The organism is Citrobacter sp. Cy070 (assembly GCF_030332245.1).
Lineage (GTDB): Bacteria > Pseudomonadota > Gammaproteobacteria > Enterobacterales > Enterobacteriaceae > Citrobacter > Citrobacter youngae.
This window is the reverse complement of record NZ_JAOWIG010000068.1, coordinates 22,004-35,386: the sequence shown is the minus strand read 5'-3', so window position 1 is coordinate 35,386 and position 13,383 is coordinate 22,004. Positions and strand designations below refer to the sequence as shown.

The 13,383-nt window shown below is 51.1% G+C and carries 13 protein-coding genes; 11 read left to right on the top strand and 2 right to left on the bottom strand.

What is annotated here, in order from left to right; all coding sequences use genetic code 11:
* Positions 1-239: 239 nt before the first annotated feature.
* Positions 240-1,886, bottom strand: a complete 1,647-nt coding sequence (gene pgi, locus OGY19_RS12425; RefSeq protein WP_061067011.1) for a glucose-6-phosphate isomerase — start codon at positions 1,884-1,886, stop codon at positions 240-242.
* Positions 1,887-2,191: 305 nt separating this feature from the next.
* On the opposite strand from pgi, the gene lysC reads away from it, so the two are divergent.
* The 7 genes from lysC (at position 2,192) to OGY19_RS12390 (ending at position 9,231) form a co-directional block, all read left to right on the top strand.
* On the top strand, positions 2,192-3,541 hold the full coding sequence (gene lysC / locus OGY19_RS12420; protein ID WP_115601155.1) for a lysine-sensitive aspartokinase 3: 1,350 nt from the start codon (positions 2,192-2,194) through the stop codon (positions 3,539-3,541).
* Positions 3,542-3,633: 92 nt separating this feature from the next.
* Complete coding sequence (gene panS, locus OGY19_RS12415; RefSeq protein WP_115601156.1) at positions 3,634-4,572, top strand: ketopantoate/pantoate/pantothenate transporter PanS; 939 nt, start codon at positions 3,634-3,636, stop codon at positions 4,570-4,572.
* A gap of 244 nt (positions 4,573-4,816) precedes the next feature.
* Positions 4,817-6,403 (top strand): PTS sugar transporter, encoded by a 1,587-nt coding sequence (locus OGY19_RS12410; protein ID WP_048213948.1) that lies wholly within the window; start codon positions 4,817-4,819, stop codon positions 6,401-6,403.
* A 27-nt stretch (positions 6,404-6,430) separates the two neighbouring features.
* On the top strand, positions 6,431-7,270 hold the full coding sequence (locus tag OGY19_RS12405; RefSeq protein ID WP_044702272.1) for a beta/alpha barrel domain-containing protein: 840 nt from the start codon (positions 6,431-6,433) through the stop codon (positions 7,268-7,270).
* A 17-nt stretch (positions 7,271-7,287) separates the two neighbouring features.
* Complete coding sequence (locus OGY19_RS12400) at positions 7,288-8,151, top strand: Cof-type HAD-IIB family hydrolase (protein ID WP_115601157.1); 864 nt, start codon at positions 7,288-7,290, stop codon at positions 8,149-8,151.
* Positions 8,138-8,896, top strand: coding sequence for a DeoR/GlpR family DNA-binding transcription regulator (locus OGY19_RS12395; protein WP_005132777.1), 759 nt, complete (start codon positions 8,138-8,140; stop codon positions 8,894-8,896). The genes OGY19_RS12400 and OGY19_RS12395 overlap by 14 nt, the downstream gene beginning before the upstream one ends.
* Positions 8,897-8,958: 62 nt before the next feature.
* Entirely contained in the window at positions 8,959-9,231 is a 273-nt protein-coding gene (locus tag OGY19_RS12390; protein ID WP_003031655.1) for a YjbD family protein, read from the top strand.
* Here the strand turns inward: OGY19_RS12390 and rluF are convergent.
* A complete protein-coding gene (gene rluF / locus OGY19_RS12385; RefSeq protein WP_032948298.1) occupies positions 9,228-10,109 on the bottom strand; it encodes a 23S rRNA pseudouridine(2604) synthase RluF in 882 nt (293 codons plus the stop codon). The genes OGY19_RS12390 and rluF overlap by 4 nt on opposite strands.
* Before the next feature lie 469 nt (positions 10,110-10,578).
* Here rluF and OGY19_RS12380 point away from each other — a divergent pair, with 469 nt between their 5' ends.
* The 4 genes from OGY19_RS12380 to OGY19_RS12365 all read left to right on the top strand — a co-directional run bounded on the left by OGY19_RS12380 (position 10,579) and on the right by OGY19_RS12365 (position 13,320).
* Positions 10,579-11,532 (top strand): sugar-binding transcriptional regulator, encoded by a 954-nt coding sequence (locus OGY19_RS12380; protein ID WP_115601158.1) that lies wholly within the window; start codon positions 10,579-10,581, stop codon positions 11,530-11,532.
* Positions 11,533-11,602: 70 nt separating this feature from the next.
* On the top strand, positions 11,603-12,409 hold the full coding sequence (locus tag OGY19_RS12375) for an SDR family oxidoreductase (protein WP_115601159.1): 807 nt from the start codon (positions 11,603-11,605) through the stop codon (positions 12,407-12,409).
* 9 nt (positions 12,410-12,418) lie between these two features.
* A complete protein-coding gene (locus OGY19_RS12370; protein ID WP_115601160.1) occupies positions 12,419-12,826 on the top strand; it encodes a mannose/fructose/sorbose PTS transporter subunit IIA in 408 nt (135 codons plus the stop codon).
* The gene (locus tag OGY19_RS12365) at positions 12,826-13,320 is read left to right on the top strand and encodes a PTS sugar transporter subunit IIB (protein ID WP_115601161.1); all 495 of its coding nucleotides are present in this window, start codon (positions 12,826-12,828) and stop codon (positions 13,318-13,320) included. Before OGY19_RS12370 ends, OGY19_RS12365 begins: the two co-directional genes overlap by 1 nt.
* Positions 13,321-13,383 lie beyond the last annotated feature (63 nt).

The window sequence follows — 13,383 nt, the reverse complement described above, 5'->3', positions numbered from 1 at the left end:
CAGCTGATAGAAACAGAAGCCACTGGAGCACCTCAAAAACACCATCATACACTAAATCAGTAAGTTGGCAGCATCACCAAAAAGCTGATAATAATATCAGCTTCTATCACAGGTAATCTGCAAATTCATTCGAATTGCAGCAAGGCGGCAAGATCGTTAATCCCCGGGAGCATAGATAGCTATGTGACCGGGGTTAACGAACGCAGCCAACACCGCTGCGGTTCGAAGGAAGAAGCAGATTAGCGCCAGGACTTATAACGGTTAATCAACCCATTAGTAGAAACATCATGGGAAGAAACAGTTTTATCATCGTTCAGCTCTGGCAGAATGCGGTTCGCCAGCTGTTTGCCCAGCTCAACGCCCCACTGGTCAAAGGTGAAGATGTTCAGGATCGCGCCCTGAGTGAAGATTTTGTGCTCGTACAGCGCAATCAACGCACCCAGGCTGAACGGCGTGATTTCGCGCAGCAGGATGGAGTTCGTTGGACGGTTACCTTCGAACACTTTGAACGGCACAACGTGCTCAAGCGTAGCCGGATCTTTACCCTGGTCGCGATATTCCTGCTCAACCACTTCACGAGATTTACCAAAAGCCAGCGCTTCGGTTTGCGCGAAGAAGTTAGACAGCAGTTTCGGATGGTGATCCGACAGCGGGTTGTGGGTGATTGCCGGCGCGATGAAATCGCACGGAACCATTTTGGTGCCCTGGTGAATCAGCTGGTAGAACGCATGCTGGCCGTTAGTGCCCGGCTCACCCCAGATGATTGGGCCAGTCTGGTAATCCACTGCGTTGCCGTTACGGTCAACGTATTTACCGTTGGATTCCATGTTGCCCTGCTGGAAGTAGGCCGCGAAACGGTGCATATACTGGTCATACGGCAGAATCGCTTCGGTTTCAGCACCGAAGAAGTTGTTATACCAGATACCGATCAGCGCCAGCAGCACCGGCAGGTTTTTCTCTGCTGGCGTGGTGGAGAAGTGTTTGTCCATCGCATGCGCGCCGGAGAGCAGCTCAACAAAGTTGTCGAAGCCCACGGACAGGATGATGGACAGGCCAATGGCAGACCACAGGGAGTAACGACCGCCAACCCAGTCCCAGAACTCGAACATATTGGCAGTATCAATACCGAACTCGCCAACCGCTTTACCGTTGGTAGACAGCGCTGCGAAGTGTTTGGCTACGTGCTTGTTGTCGCCAGCGGTCGCCAGGAACCAGTCGCGTGCGCTGTGGGCGTTGGTCATGGTTTCCTGGGTGGTGAAGGTTTTAGACGCGACCAGGAACAGCGTGGTTTCCGGGTTCACTTTTTTCAGCACTTCGGCAATGTGTGTACCATCGACGTTAGACACAAAGTGCATGTTCAGGTGATTTTTATACGGACGCAGCGCTTCGGTCACCATGAACGGGCCAAGGTCAGAACCGCCGATACCGATGTTTACTACATCAGTGATGGCTTTGCCGGTATAGCCTTTCCAGCTCCCGGAGATGATCGCTTCAGAGAAAGATTTCATCTTCTCCAGTACCGCATTCACTTCCGGCATCACATCTTTGCCGTCAACGATGATTGGCGTATTGCTACGGTTGCGCAGCGCCACGTGCAGCACGGCACGGTCTTCAGTACGGTTGATTTTCTCACCGGAGAACATGGACTTGATGGCACCGGCCAAATCGGTTTCTTTCGCCAGATCCTGCAGTTTAGCCAGCGTCTCTTCAGTGATGCGGTTTTTGGAGAAATCCACCAGCATCAGATCGTCAAACGTCGCGGAAAACTTCGTGAAACGATCGCTATCTTTCGCGAACAGATCCGCGATAGTAACGTCTTTCATCTCTTCAAAGTGTTTTTGTAGTGCCTGCCAGGCTGAGGTCTGCGTTGGATTGATGTTTTTCATTAGCAATACTCTTCTGATTTTGAGAATTGTGACTGAGATCGATTGTAACGCCAGTCACAGAAAAGTGTGATTGTTTTAATGCCATTGCCAGGGCATCCGCCAAACGTGGCTAAAAAGTATAGCGGTTATCAGCGTTGTTATTAGTACCGTTACTCAACGCAGTTGCAGCATGAAAAATCCGCATAATCCCAGCGTTGACAGTGCAAGCTACACATTTTATTTATAAATACGGTATTTGCATTTGCGCCTGCACCAGTTTCCTTTGTGCCATGGTCGCTCTATTCATTCCCTGACACGAGGTAGTTATGACTGATGTAGTTGTCTCCAAGTTTGGTGGTACCAGCGTGGCGGATTTTGATGCCATGAATCGCAGCGCTGATGTCGTGCTTTCTGATGCTAACGTCCGTGTAGTGGTACTTTCCGCTTCTGCGGGAATCACCAACCTGCTGGTCGCACTGGCTGAAGGGCTGGAGCCAACCGCGCGCTTCGAAAAACTCGATGCCATTCGTCAAATTCAGTTCAATATTCTGGAACGCCTGCGTTATCCAAACGTGATCCGTGAAGAGATCGAACGTCTGCTGGAAAACATCACCACACTGGCAGAAGCGGCGTCACTGGCGACCTCAACAGCGCTGACCGACGAACTGGTCAGCCACGGTGAACTGATGTCTACCCTGCTGTTCGTCGAGATCCTGCGTGAGCGCAACGTGCAGGCGCAGTGGTTTGACGTGCGCAAAGTGATGCGCACCAACGATCGTTTTGGCCGTGCAGAGCCCGACGTTGCGGCGCTGGCTGAACTGGCATCGCTCCAGTTGGCCCCGCGTCTGAGCGAAGGTCTGGTGATTACTCAGGGCTTTATCGGCAGCGAAAGCAAAGGCCGCACCACCACATTGGGGCGCGGTGGCAGCGATTATACCGCCGCCTTACTGGCCGAAGCCCTGCACGCCACGCGCGTTGATATCTGGACCGACGTTCCTGGCATTTACACGACCGATCCGCGCGTGGTTCCGGCTGCGCAGCGTATTGATGAAATCGCCTTTGAAGAGGCCGCGGAAATGGCGACCTTTGGCGCGAAAGTGCTGCATCCGGCAACCCTGTTGCCTGCCGTACGTAGCGATATCCCGGTGTTTGTAGGCTCCAGTAAGGATCCAAAAGCAGGCGGCACGCTGGTGTGTAATAAAACCGCGAATCCACCGCTGTTCCGGGCGCTGGCACTACGCCGTAAGCAGACGCTACTGACGCTGCATAGCCTGAATATGCTGCACTCTCGCGGCTTTTTAGCGGAAGTGTTCGGCATCCTGGCACGCCACAATATCTCGGTCGATTTAATTACCACATCCGAAGTCAGCGTGGCGCTGACGCTGGATACCACTGGTTCAACTTCCACCGGCGATACGCTGTTAACACAGTCTCTGCTGATGGAACTGTCTGCCCTGTGTCGGGTTGAAGTGGAAGAAGGCCTGGCGCTGGTGGCGTTGATTGGCAATGACCTGTCCAAAGCCTGTGGCGTGGGTAAAGAGGTGTTCGGCGTACTGGAACCGTTCAATATTCGGATGATTTGCTACGGCGCGTCCAGCCACAACCTGTGCTTCCTGGTACCTGGTACTGAAGCCGAGCAGGTTGTACAGAAGCTGCACCATAATTTGTTTGAATAATATTCCATCACGCGATAAACAATAACTATAGCCGGGCTCGAACCCGGCTTTTTTATAACAACACAACATCTTTAAATCGCAAGGAATACAATATGCTCGCTACTCTCACGCGGCTGTTCCCGTTATGGGCGCTGCTGCTCTCTGTTATTGCGTATTACACGCCCTCCACCTTTACGCCTGTCGGGCCATTAGTGCCGTCGTTACTGATGCTGATTATGTTCGGCATGGGCGTGCACCTGAAGGTGGATGATTTTAAACGCGTACTCTCACGCCCAGCCCCGGTCGCGGCGGGTATTTTCCTGCACTATCTGGTGATGCCGCTCGCCGCCTGGCTGCTGGCGCTGATGTTCCATATGCCGCCGGAGCTTTCTGCCGGGATGGTGCTGGTCGGTAGCGTCGCCAGCGGCACGGCATCTAACGTGATGATCTATCTGGCGAAAGGTGACGTGGCGTTGTCCGTGACGATTTCATCGGTTTCAACACTGGTCGGTGTTGTCGCCACGCCGCTGCTGACGCGCCTGTACGTTGATGCGCATATTCAGGTCGACGTGATGGGAATGCTGTTGAGTATATTGCAGATTGTGGTCATTCCGATTGCGCTGGGCCTGGTCATTCACCATCTGTTCCCCCGCGTGGTCAAAGCGGTCGAGCCTTTCCTGCCCGCCTTTTCCATGGTGTGCATTCTGGCCATCATCAGCGCCGTGGTAGCCGGTTCTGCTGCGCATATCGCATCGGTAGGGTTTGTGGTGATTATCGCCGTTATTCTGCATAACACCATTGGTCTGCTCGGCGGGTACTGGGGCGGACGGCTGTTCGGCTTTGATGAATCCACCTGCCGCACGCTGGCGATTGAAGTCGGCATGCAAAACTCCGGCCTCGCCGCTGCGCTGGGTAAAATCTACTTCGGCCCGCTGGCCGCACTGCCTGGCGCGCTGTTCTCCGTCTGGCATAACCTTTCTGGTTCGCTGCTTGCGGGGTACTGGTCCGGTAAGGCGATTGAAGAGAAACCACACGCAGTAAAACAACACTAATCTTCATAAATGGAGGAGGCATCCTCCATTTCTCCCTACCTGCATTTGAACTCCATCACAAAACAACAAACATCCACACAAAACAAAATCTTAATTTATTCTTTTTATTTCAAGAAATTAATAAACAAACCCCATACAAATTGCAATTTACCTCGCTAATTTAATGTTGATTTGTTTTGTTTTAGTTGGAATTATGATTCCACTACAACACAAATAACCCCTTTACCCTATCTTTGAGGCCGCTATGAAAAAAATTGCGATTATTGGAAGCAGTGGAGGCAACCTCTACAACCTGGGTGGCGCAGAGCCAGAGAAGCTACTCCAGGAAATTTATCAGCAGTGCGAAGCCGCAGGTGTGGAAGTTGCCGCCGTGCAGTTTATCGCGGCGGAAGCCTCGATGGATGTTGCCAAACCCCACACAGCGGCATCCGTGTTTGCATTAACCAAAGAAAACCAACAAAAACCACAACGGATATTTCAGGGAAAACTTTCAGAGGTAAACGCTTCGGTGGTCGAAAGCGATCGCCAGATTGCTGAGATGATCCGTAGCGGCGCGATCGACGGGATCGTCGTGATGAGCGCCGATCCGGGAAAAGCGAACCACGAAGTCTTCACCGCTGCCGTTGAAATGAAAACGCCGATCGTTGGCACCGGCGGAACGTCAATGGCGCTGGTGGCCGCAAAAGGGGCAAATGTCGTCGCAACCTCGGGCACGACGGGTACCACCAGCCGCACCCGCGCAGTCTCCTTCGTGGCGTCTCTGTGTAAACACTGGGGCATTAAGTACAAGCCGCAGTTGGGTAGCGCTTCACCCTCCCAGGGTGGCTCCGGAAAGAGCCTGCTCAAACGCTTTAACATTCGCAGCATTATGATCCCTGCGCTGCCTGGCTTTATCGCGATGGCAATTGTTCTCGCCCTGAGCCACATCCCGGGTCTGGAAAAACTTAACGATATTTTTGAAATCCTGCTGAAAGGCCTGCCGGTATTGGTTGCCGTGCTGGCGGCAAAACAGATTTCTGAGCTGGATGAAGTCTCAATCGTTGCCGGGGTCGTCGCCGGGGTGCTGTCCGTTGAAGGGGGGCTGATCGGCGGGATTATCGGCGGATTGATGGCCGGGATTTTCGTTCGTTGGCTGTTTGAACTGTGCCTGAACTGGCGCTTTCCGATGACCACCGTCAACATCGTCGCCGGTGGGATTTCAGGTCTTGCCGCCGGGTTGATCATGCACTATCTGTTGAGTCCGCTGGCGTTGTCAGCAGGTAATTACATCAAACTGGCTATTGAAAGCACCCTGGCATTCAGCCCTGTTCTTGCCGGGCTGCTGGCGGGGCTGGTTATCTGGCCAGCCATCCTGGGCGGTGTCTATCACGCGGTCATCCTGCCGCTGGTTCTGCTGGAGATGGAAAAATCCGGCGTAAGCTTCCTCGGCGCAGTCGATATGGTGGGTCTGGTGATGGTTGCCGCAGGGATTAACCTTGCCAACGTTATCGCCCCTCGCGAAAAAAGTGAAGCTGCCGTCGCCACACCGGGGCTGCTTATTAACCTGGGTTTCGGAACCTTCGTGGAATCGGCCTATCCCTTCATGTTCGCCAACAAAATTGTCTTTGGCTCCGCCATTTTCTGGGCCGGAATGGGCGGCATGATGCTGGGCTTCTTTAACGTTAAAGGCGTGGCCTATGTTCCCGCTTTTGCCTCGCCGTTCTTGTCCAGCAATGCGCTTCAGATGGCTATCGTGATGATCACAACAATGGCGATGACCTGTATTACCACCATTATTGCTAACCGTTTTAAGGCTGTCGTACAGAGCGAACCTGCAGCGTCAGCCCGTTAATTAATGCACCAACACCAGAGGTACACCATGTTTAAAGGCGATATGAATAAAAAACGCGCCAAAGCGTTACAGAAAGTGAAAGATGCCATTGCGCTCCACGGCGGACAAACCATCCTCAGTACGGGGATCACTGGCGACGATGCGCGTCTGGCGAAAGCGGTGTGTGAGGCAGGCGTTAAGCTGCTGGAACCAAACCACCCGGCACTGGCGCTGGCGCGTGGACACAAAGGCGTGAGCAATATGCATGCAGCAGAGCAGATCCGCCATGAAATCACCAACGGGCAAATGGCTGAAGCGGTACACGGCGTGCGTAACGTGGTTCCTGACGATATTTTCATTACCGTGGGTATTGCGGGAGGTTTTACCGAAACCTTGCCCGTGCCGCTCAGTGACACTGAGATTCTGGAGATTGCCCGTGCCGGAGCCGATGGTTTGCACACACATAAATCCGACTGGGACGATCTGCAGGATATCGTTAATCTCGCTCATCAATATGGTCTGACCGTGGACGCCTATATTGGTCACCCGGACGATCTGCATACTTTCGGTATTCCTGCGCGTACGCCGGAAGAGGTTTCCAGCGTGGCGAAGCGGATGCAGGAAATTGGCGTCGATATGATCGGCCTGATGACCGGTATGAGCTATGAAGGCGTAGCAGCAGGCGACATTCCACAGGCCATTAAAGAAAGGCTGCGAGCGCTGGTTGGCGCGGTTGATGTACCAACGCTGGCAGAAGGCGGTATTAACCTCGCCAACGCCAAAGCGTTTAAAGATACCGGGGTCAATATTCTGGTCGTAGGTACGGCAATCGACAATATGGTCTGCAACGCCGCCAAAGAGGCCGTCACACCGTTTATTGCTCAGTAAACGCAGAGGAAAGAGAAATGTTGCTGGTGACCGATCTGGATGGAACGTTACTGACATCGCAGAAAACAATCAGCCCGCGCACGCGTCAGGCGCTGATTGAGTTCCGCCAGCGTGGCGGTCTGCTGGCAGCCTGTTCCGCCAGGCCGGTCTCCTCTATGCTGCGCCTGTTACAACAGCAACAGGTAGATAAATTGTTTGCCTGGTGCGCCGGTTTTAATGGCGGGCAAATTCTGGAGATGACGTCGCAGCATATTATTCATACTGCGACACTCTCTTGCATGGATCTCCGGGAGATTGACCGATCTATTTCTCTTTCCTGCTACCCCCATCATTTTTTTAGCGCCGATGCTATTTATCATCGTGATGACCGACTCGTAGCACCATGGACGACTTATGAGGCCAACTTATTTGAGCTACCCTTTATTTCGGCAGCGCCTGAATATATTTTTAATCAGCATGACATTTATAAGATCACATTAGTGGCAGAACAATCAAAAGTAAATGCATTATGTACGGCAATGAATAATGAATTACCCTATGGTTATATGGCGACAATCACCGGGGGGAATTATATTGACATCCAACGTACTGAAATAAACAAAGGCTATGCTATAAACATGTTAAGGCAACAGCTAAATATAGCGACCGAACAGGTTACGGCGATTGGCGATCAGCAGAACGATATCAGTATGTTTACCGCTGCGAACATCGGTATCGCCATGGGCAATGCGCCTGATGCAGTAAAACAACACGCCAGCTATGTGACGGCCTCTAATGATGATGAAGGTATTGTCTGTGCGCTGGAGTGGTTGCGTTGCTTTGCGCATCCAGTTACCATGCGCCAAAGCACGACATTGGCGGAAAATAATGAACCCGATTAAAAGAAGAAAACATATTCTTGATGAATTAAATAAGTTCGGTGAAGTCACAGTTATCAAATTATCGGAAACGCTAAAAGTTACATCAGAGACCATTCGCCGTGACCTCTCGATACTGGAGTCCGAAGGACAAATTACCAAAATCCATGGCGGGGCTGTCAAAAAACAGGTCGTTCAGGAAGATGAGTTTGGCGCGCGGATTGATATACACCGTGATGAAAAAATGGCAATTGGTAAAATTGCCGCCACGATGGTTAGCGAACGCGATACGCTGTTTATTGACTCCTGTACGACTAACTTAATTCTTGCTGAACTATTACCCCCACTCGCTTATTCTGTTATTACCAACTCAGCGTTAATTGCGGATAAAATTAAAGAGCATAATCTTCAGGCCCGCGTTTACGTCTTAGGCGGTGAATATGACTACCATTTTCGCGCCAATCTCGGTGTCTCGGTTTGTCAGCAAATTAACGCCATTCACGCCGATATCTGCTTCATTGGCGCAGGTGGGATTTCGCCTCAGCATGGAGTGCTGGTAAAAAGTTTTGATGAAGCGTACGTGGCGAAGTCCATGATTGCCATGAGCAAAAAAGCGGTAATTCTCGCCGACCATACCAAATTTGGTCAGGATGGGGTGATGTGTATCGCCACGTTAAAAGAAATCGATAGCATCATCACAGATAAAGGATTCAAAACAACGGGTTATACCCAGCAGGACTTTGGCGGAAAATTGCGTATTGCCTATTGAGCGCTATCAGGCTGGCCAGGATTACCGTACACTGAGAATATCGGCTAACAGAGGGCACCCGTATGGCACTCCCCCGCATTACCCAAAAAGAGATGACCGAGCGCGAACAGCGTGAACTGAAAACGCTGCTCGACCGCGCGCGCATTGCGCATGGTCGACTGCTGACCAACGCTGAGACCAACAGCATCAAGAAAGAGTACATCGATAAGCTGATGGCCTTGCGCGAAGCCGAAGCTAAAAAAGCCCGCCAGTTGAAGAAAAAGCAGGCTTATAAACCGGATTCAGAGGCGTCATTCTCCTGGTCGGCGAATACGCCAACGCGCGGCAGACGTTAACGTCCTTTCTTCTTACGCCCCGGCGAGGTAAAACGCTTGCCGTTTGCCGCCGGGCGCGATTTCTCTTTCTCCGCCGATTTTTCGATTTTCACTACCGGGCGCTTGATGCCTGCGGTGGCGGCTTTTGGCTTCGCTTTCGCCTTCGGTTTAGCTTCTGAAGAAGAATTCTCAATCAGCTTGAACAGATCGATCAGCTCATCGTCCGTCAGGTCACGCCATTCACCCAGCGGCAGGCCGGACAAACTCACGTTCATGATGCGTGTGCGCTCAAGCTTCGTCACTTCATAACCAAAGTGCTCACACATACGGCGGATCTGACGGTTCAGCCCCTGAATCAGCGTGATGCGAAACACAAACGGCGCTTCTTTCTTGACCTTACATTTCTTGGTGACGGTGCCGAGGATTGGCACACCAGCTCCCATACCACGGATAAAGTCATCAGTGACCGGCTTATCTACCGTCACCAGATACTCTTTTTCGTGATCGTTACCGGCACGCAGGATTTTATTCACCAGGTCGCCGTGGTTGGTCAGAAAGATTAACCCCTGGGAATCTTTATCCAGACGGCCAATGGGGAACACGCGTTTGCTGTGATTGACGAAATCAACAATGTTGTCGCGTTCGCTGTCTTCGGTGGTGCTGACAATTCCTACCGGCTTGTTCAGCGCGATAAAAACCAGATCTTCCGCTTCACGCGGCTCAATCAACCGACCATTCACTTTTACGACGTCGCCAGGCATCACCTGATCGCCAATGGTGGCGCGTTTACCATTCAGGAAGACATTCCCTTGTTCGATAAAGCGATCCGCCTCGCGACGCGAGCAGATTCCGCTTTCACTGATGTATTTATTTAATCGGATGGATGAGTCGGGCAGCATAATTTCTCCTGTATACACTTCATCCTTCAAGCCGTCTCTGCGTTGGCTGCCCTCACTCACCCTGGTCACATAGTTATCTATGCTCCCAGGAATTCGTTCCCTTGCCGCCTTGATACAACTTGAATGCTTTTGTGTATTAAAAGCGAAATATACCCTACCTTGCGGACGATAAAAAATAATCGTGTTCGACTGCCCACGCGCTATTTGTGATCCGTCACACCTTTTGACACAAAAGTGTCAGCGATCCATCCCTGCAATTTTGTTGGGTGAAAACAAGCAGAATCAATACATTAGAGAGATAAGCACATCTGTGCCAACAACACGCCATCACCACATCAAATGTGCAACACAATCGGTCATTACAGGGCGCTGAAATAAGTGAAAATAGCTTTGAGATGGAGAACAGTTGGGGTTATATCAGATCAAGAAGACAATTTCGTGATTTGCACAAATGTGCAGGAGTCCAAAAATGGCGACGGAAAACAGCGATGATATCCGCCTGATTGTAAAGATAGCGCAGCTGTATTACGAACAGGATATGACACAAGCGCAAATCGCCCGCGAGCTGGGTATTTACCGCACCACGATCAGCCGTTTGCTAAAACGTGGACGCGAGCAGGGTATCGTCACCATCGCCATTAATTACGACTACAACGAAAATCTGTGGCTGGAACAGCAGCTAAAACAGAAATTTGGCCTGAAAGAGGCGGTGGTGGTCTCATGCGACAGCGAACAGGAAGACGAACAGCTCACAATGATGGGTGTACACGGCGCACAGTTGCTGGAGCGCTTACTGGAACCCGGCGACATTATTGGCTTTTCATGGGGCCGCGCGGTGCGGGGACTTGTTGAAGGATTATCCCCTGCCAGTCAGTCACGTCAGCTGATCTGCGTGCCGATTATTGGCGGGCCATCCGGCAAGCTTGAAAGCCGCTACCACGTTAATACGCTGACCTACGGCGCAGCGGCAAAGCTCAAGGGGGAATCGCATCTGGCCGATTTCCCGGCGCTGCTGGAGAACCCGCTCATTCGCAATGGCATTATGCAGTCCCAACATTTCAAATCGATTTCTGCTTATTGGGATAATCTGGACATCGCGCTGGTCGGGATTGGATCTCCGGCAATACGTGATGGCGCCAACTGGCACGCCTTTTACGGCAGCGAAGAGAGCGATGACCTGCATGCCCGTCAGGTAGCCGGAGACATTTGCTCGCGCTTTTACGATATCAACGGCGTGACGGTAGAAACCAATATGAGTGAAAAAACACTTTCCATTGAAACCAATAAATTAAAGCAGGCGCGCTACTCAATTGGCATTGCAATGGGTGAAGAGAAATACAGTGGAATTTTGGGCGCATTGCGTGGAAATTATATTAACGGTTTAGTCACCAACAGCCATACCGCTGAATTATTGTTGAAGTAAATATATTCGAATGGGTCCTGACATAATTAATTTTATGTGGGCTCCCCTTATCTGAAACTGGGAGTTAATTATGCAAACGTGGTTAAATCTGCAGGGCAAAGTCATTATTGTTACCGGTGGTGCGTCCGGAATTGGGCTGGCGATTGTTGAAGAGTTATTAGCGCAGGGCGCGAATGTGCAAATGGCGGATATTCACGGTGGTGACGGTAAGTATGAAGGCCATAGTGGATATCATTTCTGGCCGACAGATATTTCCAGCGCCAAAGAGGTTAATCATACCGTTACCGAAATTATCCACCGCCATGGGCGTATTGATGGTTTGGTGAATAACGCAGGCGTTAATTTTCCGCGGCTGCTGGTCGATGAAAAAGCACCCGCCGGGCAATATGAACTCAACGAAGCCGCTTTTGAAAAAATGGTGAATATCAACCAGAAAGGTGTGTTCTTAATGTCGCAAGCCGTAGCACGCCAAATGGTAAAACAGCGTAACGGTGTGATTGTGAATGTCTCTTCAGAAAGCGGGCTGGAAGGTTCAGAGGGCCAAAGTTGCTATGCCGCCACCAAGGCCGCACTGAATAGCTTTACCCGTTCCTGGTCGAAAGAGCTGGGAAAACACGGCATTCGTGTGGTGGGCATTGCACCTGGCATTCTGGAAAAAACCGGACTGCGGACCCCCGAGTATGAAGAAGCGCTGGCCTGGACCCGCAACATCACCGTCGAACAGCTGCGCGAGGGCTACACCAGGAACGCAATCCCAATTGGTCGCTCAGGGCGCTTAAGCGAAGTCGCTGATTTTGTTTGTTATCTTTTGTCTGAGCGCGCCAGTTACATAACCGGAGTAACCACTAACATTGCGGGCGGAAAAACGCGCGGCTAAGGAGGTTTTATGGTCAATGCAATCTTCTGTGCCCACGGCAAACTGGCCTGCGCCATGCTGGAATCGGTACAGATGGTCTACGGTGATGCCAACGTTGAAGCCGTGGCATTTGTCCCCGGAGAGAACGCCAGCGACATCGTGGAAAAGCTGAAAAAGTTAGTAAGTATTCACACTGGCGATAAATGGCTGATTGCCGTCGATTTGCAGTGTGGCAGTCCCTGGAATGCTGCCGCGACGCTGGCGATGCACAATCCGGCGATACGGGTCATTAGCGGGTTATCACTACCGTTGGCGCTGGAGCTGGTAGATAACCAAAGCAGTATGAATGTGGATGAACTGTGCGAACACCTGACGACCATTGCTCAACAAACCTGTGTCGTCTGGAAACATCTGGAAACGGCCGAAGAGGATTTCTGATGAACATTACCCTTGCTCGTATTGATGACCGCCTGATCCACGGTCAGGTCACCACCGTCTGGTCGAAGGTGGCGAATGCACAACGGATTATTATCTGTAATGACGACGTTTATCACGATGAAGTACGTCGCACATTATTGCGTCAGGCCGCCCCGCCGGGAATGAAAGTGAACGTCGTTAATATCGAAAAAGCAGTCGCGGTTTACCATAATCCGCAATATCAGAACGAAACCGTTTTTTATCTTTTTACTCGTCCGCAAGATGCATTAGCAATGGTAAAACAAGGGGTAAAAATCGCCACGTTAAATATTGGCGGCATGGCCTGGCGACCCGGTAAAAAACAATTAACCAAAGCGGTCTCATTAGATGATGACGATATTCATGCTTTTCATGAGTTAGCTAAATTAGGCGTTACGCTGGATTTACGCGTCGTCGCATCCGATCCATCTATTAATATCCTTGAAAAAATAAAAGAACAATCGCTCGCTGAATAAATAATAACGCCTGTGTATTTATGCTGTAACAGGCAGGGATGATCACATTCACAAGGTGACATA